This is a genomic window from Chryseobacterium culicis, from assembly GCF_002979755.1.
GTDB lineage: Bacteria > Bacteroidota > Bacteroidia > Flavobacteriales > Weeksellaceae > Chryseobacterium > Chryseobacterium culicis_A.
Window position 1 is genome coordinate 833461 of the sequence record NZ_PCPP01000001.1, and the last position, 23146, is coordinate 856606.

At 37.1% G+C, this 23146-nt stretch carries 18 protein-coding genes; 14 read left to right on the top strand and 4 right to left on the bottom strand.

The genetic code is table 11. The annotated features are described in order from the left end of the window. Positions 1-61: 61 nt before the first annotated feature. The 3 genes from CQ022_RS03915 (at position 62) to CQ022_RS03925 (ending at position 3082) form a co-directional block, all read left to right on the top strand. Positions 62-400: a MerC domain-containing protein gene (locus tag CQ022_RS03915; protein ID WP_105682263.1), complete on the top strand. Its 339-nt coding sequence runs from the start codon at positions 62-64 to the stop codon at positions 398-400. Between the two features lie 4 nt (positions 401-404). Beyond that, entirely contained in the window at positions 405-1607 is a 1203-nt protein-coding gene (locus CQ022_RS03920) for a GTP-binding protein (RefSeq protein WP_105682262.1), read from the top strand. Between the two features lie 77 nt (positions 1608-1684). After that, on the top strand, positions 1685-3082 hold the full coding sequence (locus CQ022_RS03925; protein WP_105682261.1) for an alkaline phosphatase: 1398 nt from the start codon (positions 1685-1687) through the stop codon (positions 3080-3082). Positions 3083-3170: 88 nt separating this feature from the next. On the opposite strand, the gene CQ022_RS03930 is transcribed toward CQ022_RS03925, so the two are convergent. Continuing rightward, complete coding sequence (locus tag CQ022_RS03930) at positions 3171-3992, bottom strand: anti-sigma factor domain-containing protein (RefSeq protein ID WP_105682260.1); 822 nt, start codon at positions 3990-3992, stop codon at positions 3171-3173. A 1-nt stretch (position 3993) separates the two neighbouring features. Further along, positions 3994-4563, bottom strand: a complete 570-nt coding sequence (locus CQ022_RS03935; RefSeq protein ID WP_228421627.1) for an RNA polymerase sigma factor — start codon at positions 4561-4563, stop codon at positions 3994-3996. A gap of 129 nt (positions 4564-4692) precedes the next feature. Here CQ022_RS03935 and msrB point away from each other — a divergent pair, with 129 nt between their 5' ends. From msrB to CQ022_RS23295, 8 genes are all read left to right on the top strand, one after another. Continuing rightward, positions 4693-5169, top strand: coding sequence for a peptide-methionine (R)-S-oxide reductase MsrB (gene msrB, locus CQ022_RS03940; RefSeq protein ID WP_228421697.1), 477 nt, complete (start codon positions 4693-4695; stop codon positions 5167-5169). A gap of 118 nt (positions 5170-5287) precedes the next feature. Further along, positions 5288-5857, top strand: a complete 570-nt coding sequence (locus CQ022_RS03945; RefSeq protein ID WP_105682258.1) for a fasciclin domain-containing protein — start codon at positions 5288-5290, stop codon at positions 5855-5857. Between the two features lie 80 nt (positions 5858-5937). Beyond that, a complete protein-coding gene (locus tag CQ022_RS03950) occupies positions 5938-6648 on the top strand; it encodes a ferritin-like domain-containing protein (protein ID WP_105682257.1) in 711 nt (236 codons plus the stop codon). Positions 6649-6673: 25 nt separating this feature from the next. Continuing rightward, positions 6674-7489, top strand: a complete 816-nt coding sequence (locus CQ022_RS03955) for a ferritin-like domain-containing protein (RefSeq protein WP_105682256.1) — start codon at positions 6674-6676, stop codon at positions 7487-7489. 405 nt (positions 7490-7894) lie between these two features. Beyond that, positions 7895-11809, top strand: a complete 3915-nt coding sequence (locus CQ022_RS03960) for a response regulator (protein WP_105682255.1) — start codon at positions 7895-7897, stop codon at positions 11807-11809. 12 nt (positions 11810-11821) lie between these two features. Next, positions 11822-12178 (top strand): response regulator transcription factor, encoded by a 357-nt coding sequence (locus CQ022_RS03965; protein WP_105682254.1) that lies wholly within the window; start codon positions 11822-11824, stop codon positions 12176-12178. 9 nt (positions 12179-12187) lie between these two features. Beyond that, entirely contained in the window at positions 12188-13255 is a 1068-nt protein-coding gene (locus CQ022_RS03970) for a HEAT repeat domain-containing protein (RefSeq protein ID WP_105682253.1), read from the top strand. Further along, positions 13249-16686, top strand: coding sequence for a sulfatase-like hydrolase/transferase (locus CQ022_RS23295; protein WP_105682252.1), 3438 nt, complete (start codon positions 13249-13251; stop codon positions 16684-16686). Before CQ022_RS03970 ends, CQ022_RS23295 begins: the two co-directional genes overlap by 7 nt. Here the strand turns inward: CQ022_RS23295 and CQ022_RS03980 are convergent. Then, positions 16683-17918 (bottom strand): YaiO family outer membrane beta-barrel protein, encoded by a 1236-nt coding sequence (locus CQ022_RS03980; protein WP_105682251.1) that lies wholly within the window; start codon positions 17916-17918, stop codon positions 16683-16685. The two genes, CQ022_RS23295 and CQ022_RS03980, sit on opposite strands and share 4 nt — an antisense overlap. 191 nt (positions 17919-18109) lie before the next feature. Between CQ022_RS03980 and xth the strand changes: the two genes are divergently transcribed. Continuing rightward, entirely contained in the window at positions 18110-18889 is a 780-nt protein-coding gene (gene xth, locus CQ022_RS03985) for an exodeoxyribonuclease III (protein WP_105682250.1), read from the top strand. A gap of 70 nt (positions 18890-18959) precedes the next feature. On the opposite strand, the gene CQ022_RS03990 is transcribed toward xth, so the two are convergent. Beyond that, the gene (locus CQ022_RS03990; protein WP_105682249.1) at positions 18960-19748 is read right to left on the bottom strand and encodes an XRE family transcriptional regulator; all 789 of its coding nucleotides are present in this window, start codon (positions 19746-19748) and stop codon (positions 18960-18962) included. A gap of 449 nt (positions 19749-20197) precedes the next feature. On the opposite strand from CQ022_RS03990, the gene CQ022_RS22870 reads away from it, so the two are divergent. Together CQ022_RS22870 and CQ022_RS04000 are read left to right on the top strand one after the other, a co-directional pair. Beyond that, complete coding sequence (locus CQ022_RS22870) at positions 20198-20482, top strand: bacteriocin-like protein (RefSeq protein ID WP_002979306.1); 285 nt, start codon at positions 20198-20200, stop codon at positions 20480-20482. A 210-nt stretch (positions 20483-20692) separates the two neighbouring features. Then, entirely contained in the window at positions 20693-23077 is a 2385-nt protein-coding gene (locus CQ022_RS04000; protein ID WP_105682247.1) for a TonB-dependent receptor, read from the top strand. Positions 23078-23146: the final 69 nt, after the last annotated feature.

Sequence of the window (23146 nt, forward strand, 5' to 3'; positions counted from 1 at the left end):
TTTAATTTTTTATGTCTACTTTTGCAACAAAGTTACGATAAGAAAATTAATCCATACTATTATGAAATCAAAAATTCTTGATGCTGTAGGAATCTCCGCTGCTGTTTTATGCCTGATTCATTGTATTGTCTTTCCATTATTACTGATTGTCCCATTGGGAATATCACACAATCCCTATATTGATCTGGCTTTCCTTTTTATTGGAGCAGTTGTCGTATTCAGGGTAACCCAAAAAATGGAGAAGCGCTGGCTGAAATTTTTATTCTGGATATCTATTGCTCTTATCTTCATTTCTGTACTCACAGATCTCTTGTTTGAAATACATATTCCTCTGATCTACATAGGAGCAGCAGGTTTGATTACAGGTCATATCATCAATTTTAAAAATCATAAACATTAAAAACATGACTAAAAAACTTCCTGTAACTGTACTCAGTGGCTTTCTGGGAGCGGGCAAAACGACATTATTAAACCATATTCTACACAACAAACAGGGCTTAAAAGTAGCAGTTATTGTGAATGATATGAGTGAAGTTAATATTGATGCCCGCCTTGTTGAAAACCAAAATACCCTTTCAAGAACAGAAGAAAAACTGGTGGAAATGAGTAACGGATGCATTTGCTGCACACTTCGGGAAGATCTTATGGTAGAAGTAGAACGCCTTGCTCATGAAAACCGTTTCGACTATCTCCTTATTGAAAGTACAGGAATCAGTGAGCCTATTCCGGTTGCCCAGACCTTTACGTATGTAGATGAAGAGAGCGGAATCGATCTTTCCAGGTTCAGTTATGTAGATACAATGGTAACGGTGGTAGATTGTTTCAACTTTATGCATGATTTCGGTTCTAATGAAATGCTGACGGATCGTGACCTTACAGATATGGAAGGGGATTACAGAACCATTGTCAATCTTCTTACCGACCAGATTGAATTTGCCAATGTGATTATTTTAAACAAAACAGATCTTATCAATACTGAAACCCTTGGCTTTTTAACAGCTGCCATAAAGAAATTGAATCCGGATGCAGTTCTTCTCCATTCTGAATTTGGGAAAATTGACCCTCAAAAGATTTTGAATACACAGCTTTTTGATTTCGATAAAGCACAATCTTCAGCCGGCTGGCAAAAAGAATTACAGTCTGAGCATCATACCCCTGAAACTGAAGAATACGGAATAAGTTCAATGGTTTTCAGGGATAAGAGACCTTTTCATCCTGTAAGATTATGGAAATTTCTGAACCAGCAATACCCGGAAGGAGCAATCAGAGCTAAAGGACTGTTCTGGCTGGCTTCAAGACCCAATGATGCTTTGAATTTTTCCCAGGCAGGAGGATCTTTTCGTCTTGAAAAGGCGGGTGTATGGTGGTGCAGCATGCCTTTGAATCAAAGGGTACAATATTCTTCATTTGCAGAAAACCAAAAGTTTATAGAAAGCAGATGGGATAAAAACTGGGGAGACCGAATCAATGAACTGGTGTTTATCGGGCAGAATCTGGATAAAGATCAAATGTTATTACAGCTGCAACATTGCCTCATTAACGATAAGGAAAAAGAAATGTTTGATCAGAATATGATGTTTGAAGATCCGTTTCCGAAGAATATTTAAAATTAACCTTTATTTAATGCAACAAAGTTTCAGTAAAACACTAAATACAATAACTTACAGCATTATTTCAAAACAATATGGACAGAAGAAAATTTCTAAAAGGATCTGCAATACTTTCAGGGTTATTGACCTTATCACCGTCTGATCTCTGGAGCTTCGGGAAAAATAGTGAAACATCCGGGACAGGTAAAGCAAAGAACATCATTTTTATGGTTAGTGACGGAATGAGCCTCGGAACGCTTTCAATGGCAGACCTTTATTCACGGAATATTTTAGGAAAGGGAAGTAACTGGTTCAATTTGTATCATGAGAAAAAAGTGACACGTGCTTTGATGGATACTGCTTCAGCAAGTTCTATTGTTACAGATTCTGCGGCCGCAAGCTCAGCATTCGGTGGAGGAATCAGAGTAAAAAACGGAACACTGAATATGGGAGCTAACGGAGAGAAACATCTTCCCATATGGCAGCAATATAAAAAAGCAGGAAAGAAAGCTGGTTGTGTGACCTCTGTAACCATTACTCATGCTACTCCTGCCGGATTCTGTGTGAATTCTTCCAGAAGAAATGCCGAGCCTCAAATTGTTGAAATGTACGCTGATCTGGAACTCGATGTACTGTTAGGAGGAGGAGATGAGTTTTTCAACCCTTCCAAAAGAGAAGACAAAAAAGATCTTTATTCTGTTTATCGCCAAAAAGGATACCGGATTCTAAAAACACAAAATGATCTGAAAGAAATCAGAAAAGGGGAGAAACTCCTGGGTATTTTTAATACAGGTGCATTGCCTTATAGTATTGACAGAGCTCATCTCCAGGAATTCAAAAATACACCAACGCTGGCTGAAATGGCCCATACAGCCATCCATCAGATGAAAGATCATCCCGAAGGTTTTGTCCTTCAGGTAGAAGCAGGGAAAGTAGACTGGGCAGCCCATGCCAATGACGTAGCAGCGTTGATACACGATCAGCTGGCGTTTGATGAAGCGGTAAAAACAGCCATAGATTTTGCTGAAAAAGATGGAAATACCCTCGTGATTATTACCACAGATCATGGAAATGCCAACCCCGGAACGATTTATGGAACAGAGGCCACCAAGAATTTTAACAGTATTTCAGACTATCAATATACCAATGAATATATTCTGAACAAGATTCAGAAAGAGCATTCGGTAAAAGATATTAAAGACTGGATTTATGAGGCTAATAAAATTGTTCTGAATGATGAAGAGGCCAAGCATATGCTGAGTTTTTACAACGGGCTTGAGAAAGAGGAAGAAGGACTTTATAATTATAAAAAACTGCCCTTTAAACTGTACTCAGACATTCAGAAAAGCAGAAATTCTGTAGGATGGATCAGTATGGACCATTCCGGAGATTATGTGGAAGTTGCAGCCTATGGTCCTGGAAACGAACTTTTACAGCCTTTCATTAAAAATACAGACCTGCATGATCTGATGCTGAAAGCCTGTTTGATATAGACATTCATATTTTTTTTCATATTCAATTATTTGGGAGATACGAGGCGGATTGATTGTGTCCGCCTTGTTTTTTTGTCCATAAGAGATTTTAGATTTCTCCCATTACAAACATATTTTCCATGGTAGGAATAGTGCTTCCCCCTTCTTTTTCAAGAGTAATGGCAAAAGCCTGCGCTTGAGGAATACTGGCCAAAGCAATTCTGCTGTCTTTATCTTCCGTGTACATTCCAGCATTTACCGGTTTTCCGTCTTCTATTGCCCAAAGCTGATACTGCATTCCTTCAGGAGCTTTAGGAAGTTTTTCTGCATTCAGATAGACTTCTTTTGTTTTTTTATCCCAGAAAACCATTGCTTTAGCTTCTGTATGCTTTTCAACCCCCTTCAGCATCACCATCTGCATATCAGGATTAGAGAACATATCAATCTTCAGATTCATTCTTTCCATGGCCTGAGCCTGAACCTTTTTATCAGCAGTCAGTAAAGCCATTTCCTTTTTATCAGAAGATTGTGTATTCATCATGAACAAGTTTCCGCCAACACTGATCAGGAACAGTACAGAAGCCGCTATTGCATACGGTTTCCAATTGGTATTCTTTTGAATATTTACTCTTTCAGTGGATTCTCTATGATCTTTAATTTCAGGAATATTTGTTGAAAGGGTAGGACTTACTTCTTCAACATTCTGTTCCTGTTGAATCTTATTCCAGATCTTAGATCTCAACTCGCTTGGAGGTGTTACAGCTTTTGCTGTAGCAAGATGTTCCAAAGTCTTTTGTGCTTCTTCAAAAGCCGCCTTTACTTCAGCATTATTCTTCATCACACACTCCAAAATCCCTGCTTCCTCAGGAGAAGCATGGCCAAGAATATAAGATTCTATAATTCCGGATGATATGTATTCTTTAGTGTTCAATTTATTGATAATCTTTTAGCAAATCTTTTAATTTCATCAATGCATTCCGCATTTTCGTTTTTACCGTTCCCAGCGGTATCTTCAGTTTTTCGGATATTTCATGTTGGGTATATCCCTGATAATACGCAAGATCAATAAGCTCCTGCTTGTCTGTTTCCAAACCTTCAAGTACGTTATTAAATCCAATATAATCGGAAGAATTATTCGTTGTTGAAAGCTCTGCAGTATTATATACGAAATCCGGAAGTGATTGGTTTTTAAGTTCGTTCTGGAATGCTTTTGATTTTAAATAATCGATAGCAGTATTCCTGGCAATATTGATCATCCAGGTATAAAACCTTCCTTTTGAAGCATCATATTGATGAATAGAGTTCCAAATTTTAACAAAAACATCCTGTATAATTTCTTCAGTATATTCTTTAGACTGAACGATTCGAAGAATGATTCCGTACAGCGCACCGGAATAGTGGTCATACAGATAATGAAAACCATTTTCGTTTTTTTCTTTTAGTAAAACGATAAGTTCCTCTTCAGAATAGGTTGTTTTAATAGTATTTATTTTTCTATCCAAATGTAATAAAATAAAACATATTCCCAAAAAAATCTATCTCAACTTTTATATCGTACATGATTTTAAGAAAATAATTAAAAAATAGTAAATATGAAAACATTAGCTTCAAAAACAATATCCACTTTTTGCATGGCACTATTTTTCGGAACCTATCATGCACAAAGTACACTTTTTAAAAATAAAAATCCTTATTACTCCCACACTGCAGAAAATACACTGAAAGTAAGCAATAGTGAATGGAAAAAGATTTTAAAACCTGAGCTCTATCAGGTCGCAAGGGAAGGAGCTACAGAAACAGCTTTTACCGGTAAATATTATGAATTTGATGAAAAGGGAACTTATTATTGTGCTGTCTGTGGAAACCCTCTTTTCATTTCAACTTCCAAATTTGCCACTACTTGCGGCTGGCCTTCCTTTTATCAACCTATCCGTAAAAATAGTGTCAAATACAGAAAAGATACTTCTTATCATATGGAACGTACAGAAGTATTATGTGGAAGATGCGATTCTCATCTTGGACATGTCTTCGATGATGGTCCAAAACCTACAGGAAAACGATTTTGTATGAATTCTATCTGTCTTGAATTCATCCCGGGTAAAAAATAACCATTTGAAAATCAATTAATTATAATTTATTTTATTTTTTTTCAATCTAAAATAAAACCAACCTCGTAAATGACATTAAAGACACATATTAAATATAATTAATAAAAAAATCAACACAATGAACACACAGTCAAAAATCACAGTTTTAGCAATGGTAGCTTTATCATTTGCTTTCAGCGGAAAGGTAACTGCACAAACGATGAAAGAAAAAACAGTAATGGTGGGAGGAGCTCCAATGTATCCATCCAAAAACATTATTGAAAATGCTGTTAACTCTAAAGATCACAAAACCCTTGTTGCAGCAGTAAAAGCTGCAGGTTTAGTAGAAACATTACAGGGAGCAGGTCCTTTTACTGTATTGGCACCTACCGATGCTGCCTTTGCAAAACTTCCGAAAGGAACAGTAGAAAGTCTTGTAAAACCTGAGAATAAAGCAACACTTACGAGCATCCTTACTTATCACGTTCTACCAGGAAGATACAGTGCCAAAGAAATCTGGGCTGCTGTAAAAGCAGGAAACGGAAAAAGCATGATGAAAACTGTACAGGGAGAGGATCTTACATTCTGGACCAAAGGAAAAGACCTTTACATTAAAGATGCAAAAGGAAACAGTGCCAAAGTGACTATTGCTGATGTGAACCAATCTAACGGAGTAATTCATGTAATAGATACGGTTTTAATGCCATAACAATTTCTAAGATTTCAAACAGCATATTCCAATATGCTGTTTTTACTTCTTTGCATATCTAACACTAAAAAATTAATAGTATGAAAAAAACAATTCAGGTTTCTAATCAGGGTGCTACCCTTGATACCAGCAGAAGAAACTTTTTAAAATTAGGTGGAGTAGGATTAGCCATTGCAGGCCTTACCATTATCGGATGTAATGATGATGATGACTTCCAGATTATAGAAGAATCCAAGTATGATTTGGGAACAGGAGATGTAGGCGTATTGAATTATGCCTATGCACTGGAACAGCTTGAAGCAGATTTTTATACAAAAGTGGTCAACAATTTTTATACGGGAATTTCCAGTATTGAAAAAGAGGTCTTTACTGATCTCTACCATCATGAGGTCATCCATCGGGATTTTTTCAAAGCAGCCATTAGCGGAGCTACAGATCATGTACTTCCAAAACTTGAATTCCAGTATCCGAATGTGAATTTTAATGACAGAAATTCGGTATTGGCCACTGCAAAAGCATTAGAAGATACAGGCGTGGCAGCGTATAATGGTGCCGGAAAATATATTTCCAATCCTGCTTATCTTGTCATTGCCGGAAAAATAGTTTCAGTGGAAGCCAGACATGCTTCTGCCATCAGAAATTTAATCAATCCGGGATCTGCAGATTTTTCAGGAGATGATGTGATAGATGCCAACGGTCTTGATCTTGCCAAAGAGCCCAAAGACATTGTAATGGCCGCAGGAGCATTTATCAAAACACCTTTTACCTGGAAAGAAAGAGGTATCAATTAATCATTCATCTTAAAAAACTTACATTATGAATATTCTTAGATTACTGGATAAGCTTTCACATGATAAATTTTTTACCACAGAAGCTTCAAGATTAGAAACCCTTACGAATATATCCTCATTCGGGAAAAAAGCCGCTACAGCAGCTGTTCCTCTTGGATTAGGCACATTGATGGCTACTTCAGCCAAAGCAGAGACTCCCAAACCAGTATTAACAGGTACTGCTTTAAAAAGCACATTGACAGATGCTTTACAGCTGGCATTGGTACTGGAATATCTGGAAAATGAGTATTACAGCATAGGACTGTCAACACCAGGACTGATCCCCAATGCAGACAGAACTGTTTTTATGCAGATTTCAAAACATGAATCCGCCCATGTAAGCTTTCTGAAAAGCACCCTGACTTCTCTAGGGACAACCCCGGGGAATAAACCTACTTTTGATTTCACAGCCAGCGGAAACTTTATGCCTTTTACAGATTATAACCAATTTCTTATCCTTGCTCAAGCCTTTGAAGATACCGGAGTAAGGGCGTATAAAGGGCAGGCCGGAAATGTAATGTCCAATAAAGTGGTACTTCAGGCAGCATTACAAATTCATTCCGTGGAAGCCAGACATGCCTCACAGGTAAGAAGAATGAGAGCCAACAAAGGATGGATAGAGCTTGCTGACGGAGGAAATATGCCATCGGCAACCAATCCGGTGTATGCAGGAGAAGATAATACCAATCAGGCCGGTTACAACACAGGAACACTATTTGGGGCTGCAGCAGGTTCTGCAGCTTATGACGAAATTTTAAGTGGTAGCGATGCACAGGCTATTGCTTCACTCTTTATAGTTTAGTTGTGATTTGGATGATGATAAGTGGTGAGTCCATTTCCGTATTTTCCGGGAATGGACTTTTATAAACAATCAATCGTCAGGCCTTAAGAAAACACATTATGAACAACTTATATCATCCCGGTTCATCCATTAAGTACCCTATTTTACAGAGGGTACTTTTTATTTTCATAATGCTCATTACTTCCATATAAATATAGGATTCTTATAAACTAGTTTAAAATAAATATACATATAGCTTTATTAACAAATTTACCGCAATAGAATACAAAATTATTTCGTACTTTGGTTTACTTATTAAAATAATAATTTAAAGTACTTAAAAATGTTTAAAATATAAACTTTAAGGCATTGATTATCATTTTTTAATAATAATAAAAGAATAGTCTCTAATCGTTGAAATAACATATGAAGAAGTATCCAATTCCTGCGAATGAAGAAGGGAGAATGAAGAAACTGGAGTATTTTAATCTTTTAAACCTTGAAAAAGATCCCCAGTTAGACATTTTTGCAGAAACAGCATGTCTGTTGACCGACTGCCCCGCAGCGCTCATCGCCATGATGGAAAGTGAAACCCAAACTATCCAGAGCTGTGTGGGGCTTGCCCTGGATTTTGTAGACCGGAAAAGTACCTTATGCCAGTATTCTATTGCAAGTGGAGATGTTGTCATCATTAATGATACATTACTGGATGAAAGATCTTCTGATAACCCACTTATTCTTGCAGGGGGAATCCGGTTTTATGCAGGAGTTCCTTTGATTGATGAGGAAGGGTTTGTATTAGGAACCATCTGTGTTATTGACTATAAGCCCAAAACGATAACAGACGATCAGATTTCAACCCTGAAAAAAATAGGAGAGGCCATCACAAAAATCCTGACTGGAAAAAAGAAAAATATCCAGGCTGAATATTTTCAACAGACCTTTGCCATTTCCAATAACCTGATCTGCGTACTGGATAAAGACTTAACGCTGAAAGATATTAACCCGGCTTTTGAGAATACATTTCAATTGGATAAGAGCCAGGTTCTTGATCATAATTTCCTGGATCTGATAGGTCATCATAATTCCCAACTGCAATTACTTTCCAAAAATCTTCCCCATACCGATGAAGAAGTAACCTTTACCACTTCAACAAAAATAGAGGATGCCCAAACCATTATTGTGGAATGGTATTTAAAACTCAATAAAAATCACACTGAGATTTTTTGCTTCGGAATCAATATTACCCAACGCATCGAAGAAAAATTAAAACTGGAAAGCTCTGAACGCCGTTTCAGAAGCTTCTTCGAAAACGCCATTGGATTGATGAGTATGCATGATATGGATGGAAATATCATTGCTGTTAACGAAAAAGGAAGAGAAATCCTGCAATATTCAGCAGAAGAAGTAGAAGGCTTGAATTTAAAAGACCTTGTTCCTAAAAAAAACTGGCCTCTTCTTGAGCAATACCTCGAGCGGATTAACAAAAACCAGGAAGATTTCGGAACCATGATTCTGAAAGCAAAAGGAGGTGAAGAAATGATCTGGATGTATCACAATCTTGTGGAGATCAATAAGGAAGGAAAACCTTATGTGGTCAGCACCGCACTGAATGTTACTGAAAGAGTGAGTTTGGAAAAAGATCTGGTGCATACCAAAAAAATGCTGGAACAGACCAGTGCTGTTGCCCAGGTAGGAGGATGGGAAGTGAATCTGAAAAACAATACCGTCACTTGGTCACAGTCTACCAGAGAAATACATAAAATAGATAAGGATTTTCAGCCTAATTTTGACAATGCCCTGGGTTTCTACACTGAAAAAAGCAGGGAAAGACTGGAATTCTTATTCGAAAAGACTGTAAAAGAAGGCATTCCCTACGATGAAGAATTACAGCTTGTACAAAATGATGGGGTAATGATTTGGGTAAGGGTAAAAGGTATCCCGGAATTTGAAGATGGAGTATGCACCAGAGTCTACGGAATCATTCAGAATATTGATACCTTCAAAAAAGTTTATCTTGAACTGGCCAAAAAAGAGGCTATGCTACAGTCTTTCGTAAAATATGTCCCTTCTACAGTAGCCATGTTCGACAAAGATCTTAATTATGTTTCTGTAAGCAGAAGCTGGAAAGATGAGTTTCAGATGAACGATATCAGGCTTATTGGTGAAAATATGTTTAAAATTTCTCCCAATGTACCCGATGAAAGATTAAAAATATATCAGGACGCACTGGCAGGAAAGGCTTACAAAAATGAAGACATGGCAATAGAAGTTCCGGGTAAAGGAATTATTCAGCATTACAGCGTAGAGGTCACGCCATGGTATCTTTCCAATAATGTTATCGGGGGAATTATTGTTTCTGCCCAAAATATTACAGCATCTGTAAAAATCAACAGAGAACTGAAAAATGCCAAGAAAATGGCAGATATTGCCAGCAAAGCAAAATCTGAATTCTTAGCTAACATGAGCCATGAAATCCGAACTCCACTGAACGGGGTTATTGGTTTTTCCGACCTTCTTTTAAAAACGCCATTGAACGATATACAGACCCAATACCTCAATTATATCAATGAATCAGGAGAGAATTTATTGAATATCATCAACGATATACTTGATTTTTCCAAGGTAGAATCCGGAAAAATGGATCTTATTATTGAGAAATCTAATATTTATGACATGGTAAGCCAGGTAATCAATGTTATCCTTTACCAGTCGCAGAAAAAGAATATAGAATTACTGTTAAATATAGAACAGGGACTTCCTGAAACGATTTGGCTTGATGAATCAAGACTGAAACAAATTTTGATCAACCTCCTTGGAAATGCAGTAAAATTTACAACACAGGGGGAAATAGAACTTAAAGTAGAAAAGCTGAATCTGGACAGCAAAAATATCAAACTCAGATTTTCCGTAAGAGATACCGGAATTGGGATTCCTAAGGAAAAACAACAGCATATTTTCAATGCCTTTACCCAGGAAAACAGCTCTATCAGCAAACAGTATGGAGGAACAGGTCTTGGATTGACCATTTCCAATAATATCCTGAATTACATGGGAAGCAAGCTGTCATTGGTAAGCGAACTTCAGAAAGGTTCCGTTTTCTATTTTGACCTCGAAGTTCCTTATGAAATGTCTGATCACCGTGAGGATGATGACCTGAAAATAAGCAAGGTACTTATTGTAGATGATAATGAAGCCAACAGGATTATTATCCAGCATATGCTTGCCTATAAAAATGTGGATTCAAAACTTGCGGCCAATGGAATGGAAGCACTTCAGATACTACTTGCTGGAGAACGTTTTGATGTCATTCTGATGGATTATCACATGCCGATTATTTCCGGACTGGAAACCATAGAAAAAATCAAGGAACTGTTTAATACACAAAATGAATCTTCTCCTCTGATTATCCTTCACACGTCTTCTGAAGAACATGATGTCATTAATTCTTTCCGTCAGGAAAACAATTCATACTTCCTGCTGAAGCCTATCAAATCTGAAGAGCTTTACAAAACCTTGAGACGGGCGGTAAAAAATACTGAAAAAGAGATCACCCACAGTTCACAGCCGGAAACAGAAACCTCAATACTCATGCAGTCGCCGGAGGTTTTATTGGTAGATGACAACCCGGTGAATATGGTGCTGAATAATAAAATGATGCGTTCATTAATCCCGGATGCACAGCTTACAGAAGCTACAGACGGCCTTCAGGCATTTCAGCTGTGTAAAGGAAAAACATTCAATATTATTTTAATGGATGTTCAGATGCCGGTAATGGATGGTATTGAAGCCACAAAACAAATCCGATTATTGCCTGATTATCATAATATTCCGATTATTGGGGTAACCGCAGGAAATGTATTGGGTGAGAAAGAAAAATGTCTGGATTCCGGAATGAATGACTTCCTTCCTAAACCTTTAAGACAGGCAGATTTGCTGGAAATGCTAAAAAAGTACATCATTAATGAAAACCCTATCAATATCCCATCTGAAGATTCGGCCAGTAAGCCAAATTATCTTGATATCAATGTTCTGAACGAACAAATAGGTGATGACGACGAGGATTTCAGAAAAATATTCCTGAACCTTGTAGTAGATCAACTTACCCAGGCTGAAGAAAATATCAAAAAAAGCACAGCAGAAAAAGACAGTACCAATCTGAAATTGATTCTTCACAAGCTCAAAGGAACAGCAGGAACAGCAGGGTTGGTAAGACTTACAGAACGTACCGTCCACTGGGAAAGCAAAACAGAACCCAACATGGATTTTCCTTCCATGGAAAAAGAAATGATCCAGGAAATAACAACAGGATTACAATTAATAAAAAATTTAATACAATAAAAAACTAAAATTATGCTGATTCTAATCGCCGAAGACGACGAACTGATTCTAAAAACGATTGAACATAAATTATTAAAAGAGGGGCATGAAGTGATCCTGACCCGTAACGGGAAAGATGCTATTGAAACCTTGAAAACCAAAGATGTAGATCTGGCTATCACAGATATCATGATGCCATTTGCATCCGGAATTGAAATACTTTCAGCCATTAAAACCATGGGTAAGCAGATCCCGGTGATTATGCTTTCCAGTATGGGGCAGGAAGAAGTGGTACTGAATGCTTTTGATCTGGGAGCAGCCGATTTCATCATAAAACCATTCAGTCCCAATGAATTGATATTAAGAATAAAAAGATTTTCTTCAAAATAAACTACAGCCATGTTTCTCACCACTTCTGTGCATTTTCTCTTTCTTGTTTTTCTGGGAATGCTATCTTTAGTACTTTTACTGATCATAGCGGTACTGATCTACAGCTTTTATCAGTACAGAGAATCTCTTCAGGCTTTCAGATGGTCTGAAGTGATCAATAAAAAAATCTCAGAAGTGATTGTATATGGTGAAGAGGAAATACCTGTAAACAGTAACTTTTCAGCAGCTTCCGGCAGTGCCTCATTCAGAAATTTATTCCTTCAGAAACTGGCAGAATCCGAGAAGAAATTTTCCGGAGCAGCACAGAATAAACTTAAAGACTTATTTCAGGAATACAGCCTTCAGGAAGAAGCATTGAAAAAACTGACTCAAAAGAAAGAACATATCATTGCAGGAGGAATACAGGAGCTTACGGCTATGCAAGTAGAAGAAGCCTTACCTAAAATTTCTACATTTTTAACCCATCCTTCAGCTCAGGTATACCAGGAAGCACAATATGCAATGGTGAATTTTAAGGGATTTGAAGGTCTTCATTTCCTGAACAGCATTTCATCAAAAATATCAGAATGGCAACAGCTTCGTTTGTTGATTTCAATTACCAATATTCCTGAAAATTCCGGAGAAAGTATTAAAATCTGGATGGAAAGTTCTAATGACTCCGTAGTTATTTTCACCCTTAAACTATTAAGAAAATTTCAGGTATTATCTCTCTATTCTACCGTAACTGATTTATTGGATCATCCTTCTGTTGATATACGGGTACAGGCAGTTCAGACTTTATTATCACTGGAAAATTCATCTACCATTAGTGATCTTATGGAAGTGTATCTGCATCAGCCGATTGAAGTACAGAAAGAAATCCTTAAAGTCATGAAAAAGTCAAAAGACCAGTGCTGTACAGATTTTCTGAAAGATCAATTATTGAACACTCCTGATTCTGGAATAAAAGTGCATGCTGCAGAAGCTTTATGTGCTTTGGAAAAACAGGAATACCTGACAGAACTCTCCCAAAAGGAAAACTCTTCTGAAGAATTAATTCAAATCATTAAATACGCATTACAGGAAAAAGTATGTTAGAATTCTCACACATCATCTATGAAGTTGTTATTTGGGTGTTTCTGATTTATGGAACAGCAGTAACCCTTATCTATGGCTGGATAGGAATTTATGCGCTGGGTGCCGTATTGCGTTATAAAAAAGAAAATACATTTACAGATTACAGCATTATTGCAGCCAACCCCAATGCCCCTGTATTCAGTGTTATTGCTCCGGCCTATAATGAAGGAATGACCATTGTGGAAAATGTACGTTCCCTGTTATCTCTTTACTATCATAATCTGGAAATCATTATTGTCAATGATGGAAGTAAGGACGATTCAATGCAAAAGCTCATCGAAGCTTATGAACTGGAATCCATGGCTTATTTCATTCAGGGAAAAATAGAAACTAATGCGGTAAGAGGCGTTTATAAAAGTAAAAATCCGGCCTTTAAAAAACTGATTGTTGTTGATAAAGAAAACGGAGGAAAAGCAGATGCTTTAAATGTTGGAGTGAATATTTCTTCCGGCGAATATCTGGTCTGCATTGATGTTGACTGTATTCTGGAGCAGGATTCTATTTTAAAACTTGCAAAACCCATGCTGGAGCAGACTGATAAAAAGTTCATTGCATGCGGTGGAGTGATTCGTCTGGCCAACAATTGTGTCATTGAAAACGGAAAAGTAGTCAGTGTCAACATGCCGAAAACTCTTCTGGGAAGAACTCAGGCATTGGAATATATACGGGCTTTTGTACTCGGACGTATGGCATGGTCCCGCGCCTCAGGGTTAATCCTGATCTCTGGTGCTTTTGGAGTATTTGACAGAAAAATTGTACTGGCATGCGGAGGTTATGATAAAAATAACGTAGGAGAGGACATGGAGCTGGTGGTAAGAATGAGAAAATACATGGAGGAAAAGAATGAGCCTTACGAAGTGCTTACCATTCCGGATCCTCTATGCTGGACAGAAGTTCCCGAATCCAAAGATATTCTTAGAAAACAAAGAAACAGATGGATGCGCGGAACCATGGAAACCTTGTGGAAACACAGAAAACTCATGTTCAATCCGAAGTATAAAAAACTGGGAATGATCAGTCTTCCTTATTGGTTCTTCTTTGAATTTCTGGGGCCACTCATCGAATTTTCGGGCTACATTATCTTCATTATCTTTTTATTGCTTGGAATTATCAACTGGCCTTTCTTTATCGTTCTGTTTGCTCTCGTTATATCAATGGGATTCTTATATTCCATCTATGCGATACTAGTGGATCTCGTAAGCCATCAGGTCTATACCAAAAGAAAAGATTTCCTTAGATTGATTTTCACCGCTTTTTCCGAACCTTTTTATTTCCATCCTATTGTAGTAAAAGCAGGGGTAAACGGATTTATAGATTATTTCAAAAAATCCCATGGCTGGGGCGAAATGACGAGACAGGGTTTCAATCAGAGTACACAGCACTTACCTCTAAAAGAAAGAATATATGCTATTCTTCAGGCAGGACTGAAAAAATGGGGAATGCTGGCGCTGGTTTTCTTTGCTTTATTTTTAATAGGAGTTGCCGCAGAATCATTGTGGTACCAATATACTTTTCCAAAATTTGAAACATCTGCCATTATTGGTAATCTTTTCGTAGAAAATATTTTATTTGCGTTTAAACTGATATTCTGTATTGGGATCGTGTATCTGATCATCAATTTTATCAAAGAAGGCTGGGCAAGGACTTTGGGAATGATAACGTTGCTTATTGTAGCGGTTACCCAATATATCTTGTTCCTGTATTTTTCTGAAAGCCGTAATGTATTGGGGGCAGATCTTTTATACTACAGCAAAGAAGAGATGAAACAGATTCTACAGGCAAGCGGAATGCTCAACTTCAAAAACTTTGCATTACTGGGAATTTTAATAACCGCTTCTCTCATTCCTTTATGGATTGCAGGTAAAACAGCTTTAAAATCAATCTATCCCGGATTGGTATTATTAATCTTTGGGCTGGCGGCATTTTTCATTCCATCTGATATAGCAGGATCTAAGATCTTAGGTTCTGAGAGTGAATTTAACCAAAATGCAGCAAAAAGTAAATGGGCCTATTTCTTTAAATCCAATGAAGATAATTTCATCAGCGATCATCCGGAACTGACTGAATTACTGAGCGAAAATGAAGATTTTGCAGCCAACGCAGAAATGATTGATAAAAACTTTCCGTTCTGGAGAAAAGAAAATACACAGGATTTCTTAGGGTCTTATCTTAACAAGTCTGAGAAGATTCCTAATCTCGTTTTCCTTGTTATGGAAGGTTTTGGACATGCTTATACCTCTCCAAAAGGATATATCGGGAATTTCACCCCTTATCTTGATTCTTTATCAGGTAAAGGATTATTCTGGGAAAACAGCTTAAGCTCAGCAGGAAGAACATTTGGAGCATTGCCATCACTGACAGGGTCACTTCCTTTCGGAAAGAACGGCTTCCTTGAAATAGAGAAAACACCAGAGAATTTCAATCTTTATAACATCCTTAAAGCCAACGGATTTGAAACTGGATTTTATTATGGAGGTCACGCATCCTTTGACCGCTACCGTGAATTTCTGGAATACAGTGGAGTAGATCATATCGTAGATGAAGCTTCATTCAGCAGCCCTTACCGTAAACTTCCCGCCAACAACGGAGAAAGCTGGGGATATGAGGATCAGGCTGTCTTAGATAAAGTACAGCAGCAACAGAAACCACAGAATCAGCCGTATTTCAATATGATCCTTACGCTTTCAACACATAATCCTTTTTTAATCAACAATAAAAATTATTATGAAAAGCTATACAATCAAAGGCTTAATTCAGGGATTTTAACTGCTGAACAGAAAAAATGGGCAGCCGCTCACAAAGATCAGCTCATTTCAGTATTGAATGCAGATGATGCCATGAAAGGTTTCTTTGAAAACTACAGCAAACGACCGGATTTCAAAAACACAATTTTTGTCATCACGGGAGATCACAGTATGCCTGAAATTACATTACAAGCCAAAATTGACAGGTTCCACGTACCCTTATTGATCTATTCTCCCTTATTAAAAGAATCAAAACGTTTTCACAAAACAGTCAGTCATTTTGATATTGCACCTTCTATTTTAGCATACTACAGAAATAATTATAAAATTAGTACTCCTTCTACAGTAACATGGGTAGGAAGAGGCTTTTCTGCAGATTCTGAGATAAGCAAAACCGGAATTCCTATGATGCAGAGTAAAAACCAACTGATTGACTTTGTATCTGAAAAGTATTACATCCATGACGGACAACTTTTCACACTGAAAAATATGGAGGAGGGCGCGGACAATGATGCGGCAGCCATGAATAAAATCAATGGCAGATTCAATCAATACAAAAGTATGAATGCCAAGTTTTATTCTACGAAAAAGCTAATGCCGGATTCGGTAATGGTCAATTTTAAGAAAAAAACGAAATCAAGATTTTAAAACTTTCGGGTGTAGCCTAAAGTAAGATCAAACTGATTTCCTTTCTCACCCGGACGGAATTCCTGATTATAATACATCGTTCCCACAGAAAAAAGATTGACAGAGCGGTAAGAAAAATTATATTCAGCTCCTACTTTAAAGGTTTTAAGCTTAAAAGTTTCGTTTTCCAGAAGGTTATTACGGTACTCTTCAGGGCTTATACCTGTTCCGATCTGAAAAGCAAAATAGTCCTGGGCTCCTTTTGTATAATATCGTACCGTTCCTGTATAAGAATGTGAAATATTCTTGCTGTCAGGCGTAATGTAAGTACGCAGATTGAACCAGAAATTTTTATAATATTTACCTACAGCAGCAGTAAACATCCAGATACTGTTGCTGAAATAAAGCTGACGGTAGCCCAGCTCTGCCTCAAAACTATGAGGAAGATTCGCATTTAAAGAAACGCCGGTGCGGTATTTCGGAAACAGACCAACATCGTCAGAATATCCTCCGCCAACGTACAGATAGAACATTTTGGAAAGTCTTGGATAGGCTTCCAACTCAATCTGTGTGCCGCCCTGTGCAAACTTATTGGCATAATTACCCCGAAGGATCACAGAACCAATCGGTGTGATTCTTTTATAGCTTACGCCCACGATATGCCAGTCGTCATCAAACTGTTTGTCAAAATGAGAATAATTATAAACAATTCCTATCGCATTTTTAGAAGAAAGATCATTTATTCTTACCGCAAGAGCCCTTGCCTCAGTATTTTTAGGATTGATGGATAAAAGAGTTTTTACAGCTTTGTCGGCTTCCTCATAATTATCCATACCAAAATATACTTTTGCCTTCAACAACAGTAATGCTTCAGATTTAGAATGGTAGGAAAGTCCTTTATCTATAATTTCAATAGCCTTTGTATTCTGATCATTCCAGTATTCCAATGACGCATAGGCCAGAAAATAATCTTCATCCTGAACCTCTCTTTTTCCAAGATCTTCAAACACAGCTCTTGCTGCAGCCAGATCTTTGTTCCAGGTATATAGCCTTCCCAGAAAAACTGAAATATCTGTATAATTGGGTGCTTTTTCCAATGCTTCTTTGGCGAGTGCTATAGATGTAGTATAATCTTTCTGTTCAAAAGCAGTAGTACGGGCTTTAACAAACAATTCATCAGCAGTAAGATTCTGCTGGCTGTATAGGGTAATTGGAAAAAGTATTGCTAATAAAAAGGTCGGATATCTTTTCATCGAAGTTTATTATTAATGAGCTACATCTGGTATCACAAATATATTGAACTTTTATTTCTCAAACCAGAGATTATTCATTAAAACTTATTTTTTTGAGATTATTATTCCATAAAATATCAAATAGTAGATATTTATGATGGAATAATTATTGTCGTAATTAAAAAGAATTGATTTTCTAAAAAACCTACATCATGAAAATAGCAACCTATAATGTGAACGGAATCAATGGCCGTCTTCCTGTTTTACTGAAATGGCTGAAAGAAACGTCACCGGATATTGTCTGCCTTCAGGAATTAAAAGCCCCACAGGAACGCTTTCCATTACAGGATATTAATAACGCAGGATATCAGGCCATATGGAACGGACAAAAAAGCTGGAACGGAGTAGCCATACTGGCAAAAAACAGAGAAATAACTGAAGTACAAAGATCTTTACCAGGTGATACAGACGATGTTCAGAGCCGTTATATAGAAGCTATTATTGATCAAATGGTAATCTGCTGCCTGTATCTTCCCAATGGAAATCCTTATCCCGGGCCCAAATTTGATTATAAATTATCCTGGATTAAGCGTTTTAAAAGACGAACCAACCAGCTCATCAAAATGGAACTTCCCGCCATACTGATCGGTGATTTCAATATTATACCGGAACCTATGGATGTTTATAAACCTGAACGTTGGGAAAATGATGCGCTATACAGAACAGAAGTAAGAAAAGCATTTAAGGACCTTCAGAAAAAAGGCTGGCTTGATTCTATACGAAGTCTTTATCCTGATGAGAAAATTTATACCTTCTGGGATTATTTATATAAAGCTTACGACCGTAATGCAGGAATGAGACTTGATCATATTTTATTAAGTCCTTATCTACAACCCAGACTGTTATCGGGTGGAGTAGACAGCCATGTACGGGGCTGGGAAAAAAGCAGTGATCATGCTCCTGTTTGGATTGAACTATCGGATCATCTGTAATGACAGAAGTTCATATAAAATATACTCCCGCGAAAAATCAGGAGTATATATATAATAAGTATTTTACAGATTAAGATTGCTTACGGCGACGGCCTGAAACTTTTTTATCCAGATCCCTGATATCCTGTCTCAGCTCACGGAACATCTCTTTAAAATTGTAGCTTTCATAATCACCCGGTTCAAAATCTTCCGGAAAAATCCCTGAAGCATACTGCCAGATTTCCACCACTTCTTCAAAAGGAATATCGTAAGGTTCATAAAATGAATTATCAGCACTTACACTGATTGCCGTTTCTTTTCTTTCTTTAAATCTTTTGTAGGTAATTCCGTCATTTAAGGTAACAAAAACATAGGTTTTACCTTCCTTAAGCTCATTAATTCCTTCTACATATTTTCCTACAATATAAGATCCGTTTCTGAACGGAGGCATAGAATCACCATCCGCAGGAAAAGCCCTGTATTTTCCATTGGTAAGGAAAGGAAGAGCAATACGCTGAAGACTTTCAATGTATTCTATATCGCTATAGCCTTCCAGATATCCCATTGAGGCTTTCTGCGGAATAATTTCTATCGTATCATTTCCATGCGTATCTACTGCAACCGGAAGAACGATTCTGTTATCAGGAAGTTTCAGCATCTCATCCATAGGATGCTTCTCAATATCTACAGAAAGCATAAGGTCAATACTTACATGAAAATATTTGGAAATTTTTACCAGCAGCTCGATAGGAGGTTCGGATATTCCGTTTTCATATTTTGAATACCGAACTCTTGAAATCAACAATTCGTCGGCTACATTTTGTTGAGAGAGCTTTCTTCTGGCTCTTAAAAAGCGTATATTATTTGAAAAAACTGACATTGATAAAAGTATGTCAGCAAAAATACAAAATTTGACCTCTTTTATCAACGAATGAAACAGGTTTTCCCATACATTCTACAGAATTTTATTCAACTTCTGTCCATTTTTCCTGAAATAGGGTAGTCTCAACCGTAAAATACTCAACATTCGCCACTGCAGTAAGCGTTTTTTAAGCTCAGTTAAAAGCCCTTATAACCATTGAATAATAACCATAAATAATCAGTATTTAATACAAAACCAATAACTCTAAATTTCATAAATTGAGTTATTAGTTTTAACATTTAGTAAATCAATCACATATAAGTGAAAATATTATTTTCATTAAAATACACTTATATTAATGAAATATTAAATAATAAAAACATATAATTAATTTATTGAAAATAATTTGCAATGGTATTATTATTATTCATATATTCGTGATGTAATAATCATATAAAATTATAGTTATGAAAAACTTAAAAAAATTGGACAGAAACGAATTAAAAGCTATTTCAGGTAACGGATTACTAGATCCAATCGGCGGACTTCTAGGTGGACTAGGAGGTGTAGTTGGTGGAGTAGTAGGCGGTGTAGGTACTATCGTTGGTGGCGTAGTTACTGGCGTAGGATCTACAGTAGGTGGAGTAGTTGGCGGTGTAAGCACTGTTGTAACGAACGCGTTATGCCAAACACAATGTGTAGTAAACGGTGTTATCCACATCAAATTACTTGAGTGTGGTTCAACTTGCTAGTCAAAAAGCATTGAATTAAAAAGATTATACCGCTCTGAAAAAGAGCGGTTTTTTTAGGTCTCTGAAAAAATAATTCAAGGAAAACGCTACAATACAATCCATTTAACCTATTCGCTTTATAAGAAAAAATTTAATAATTTCAATAAAGCAACAATGTTGCATTAAATATTTTAATTTTCTAGCTTTGCCGGATCATTAAAGTATATGCACATGAAAAGGACCGTCTATTTTTTGGTGGGAAGCACACTTATGTATTCACCATCTATTCTGAAATCTCAGAAAATTACTCCTGATAAAAAAGTGGTAAAGGATATAGAATCTGTCAGGGTACAGGGAAAAACAAATTATAACTCTGCAAATATTTCAAGAAAAAAACTGGATTTTATTCAGTCTAACACACTGGGAGAAACATTGAGTAAAATTCCCGGAATTCAAAATTCGGGATATGGGCCCAACTCCGGAGCTCCCGTTATCAGAAGCCTTAGCGGAAACCGTGTAAAAATATTGGAAAACGGAACGGCAGTTAATGATCTTTCCGGAATAAGTCCTGATTTTAATACGGATATAGAGATGAACAATGTTCAGAATATTACGATTTACAAAAACTCTGCATCGGTTTTATATGGAGGAAAAGCTATTGGGGGCGCAATAGATATTGAAACAGATTATATTGCCACACAATTGCCGGATAAAAAGATAAATTTTCGCGGGCTTTTGGAAGGAGGAAGCAATAGTGGTCAGAAACAGGCCTTTTCAGCTAAAGGTACTATTGCTAAAAACTGGGTTTGGACGGTAGGAGCATCCAATCAGAAGCAGGAAATGGTCAGAATTCCGGGAAAATCAAAAGACAGCAGATGTTATGATCCCAATCTGGTAGGTTTCAACAGTATTTTACAGTCACTTTGCCAGATAGATGTGGATTCAAGACGGGTACTCAACAAAAGTCTTTTCCCTTACATCAGCCAGTTTGCCAAAGATCATATGATAGAATATGAACTGTCGGAAGATGATCTTTACACCTTCAATTCCACGTATTATAATCCTGCTGACGGCAAACATTATCCCAATCCAAAGAATGATCTTTATGTTCCTGGTCAGGATGCTGTGAAAGACCGTTACAGAAGTGAAGTAAACGGAATCAGGGATTATGTGGAAACAAAAGACGGAATCATTCCCAATAGTCATTCAGAAAGCAATTCATTCTATGTAGGAACCAGTTATATAGGAAAATCGTTTTATGCAGGAGGAGCCTATCAGAATTCTTACTCTTATTTTGGAGTTCCGGGATATGCAATCCCTAAAATACCCAAACATACTCATGGAAAACCATCGCAAAAAATAGAATATCTTCCGATCAACATCAGAAGTTTATCACATAAAGCCATGTTTGAATCTGGTTACCGATTTACAAATTCTCCGATTTCAAGCATAAAACTGAATTATATGGGAGTATTCTCAAAAAATGCAGAACTTCTTGATCGTTACCGCGCCAATCAGTTTGCTGTAAATCAACACAACGGACGTATGGAAATTACGCAGCAGAAATTAAAATTTCTTACGGGAACCACTGGCCTTGACATTCAATACAGAGAAATGGAAGGAAATGGCGGGCAGAGATATTTACCCAATAATATAAGCCGTGAAATTGGAGTTTTTACCATGCAGCATCTTGATTTTAATAGTATTCAGATAGATCTTGGATATAGAAATGATCATGTACAACGCAGGGCGGAAGCAGATCAAAAATATGTCAGAAGCCGCGGACTTTCCGGGGGAAAACTCAGCGACAGAGACTTTACCCTTCATCAATTCCACAGTTCTGCTCAATGGAATATCTTTAAAAAAGGATATCTGAAAGTACAATACAATCACTCGGAAAGAGCACCGGAAGTGAATGAGCTTTATTCAGGAAACAATCATTTTGCTATTCTGACAGAGGAAAATGGTGATGACAAGCTGGATAAGGAAACGGCAAACACCATTGAAATCGGAACTGGAGTTAACCTGAAGAACCTTCGAATATCTGCCAGTTGGTACAATACTTCTTATAAGAATTATATTTACCTTGCCCATACCGGAATTTCGAGAGAAGTTTTTCTGGTAAAAGAATGGCGCTCCGATGATACAGAAATCAACGGAATTGAAGCTGAAGCCGCCTATAAAGCCGATCTTGGAAAATTAGGAAAGTGGGAGATAGGCGGATATTATGACTTGGTAAGGAATATAAGCGTTGCCGACAGTTCCATAAGAAAATGGAGTGATGGTGATTATATGCCTAATATGCCTACCAGCCGTTTTGGATTCAATCTGGAAGGCACTCTGCAGAACTTTAGCCTGAATCTAAGTTTAGATCATTATTTACAACAAAAATATTTAGGAAAAAATATTAATCCGGAGCTTCCTATGCCTGCATTTTCGTTGCTAAATGCCCGTTTAGCCTATAAAGACAACAGCTTAGGCTTTGGTGAACTGGAATATTATATTATTGGAAATAATCTTCTGAACACCGAGGCTCGACTTCAGAATTCTCAGTTAAAATTTCTAAGTCCGCTGCCCGGAATTAATATTTCAGTCGGTATGAAAATCACTATATAAATCAATTATATTTCTGCAGTTATTATTAATTCATAGCTGCAGATTTTTTATGTTATCTATTCAAAATCA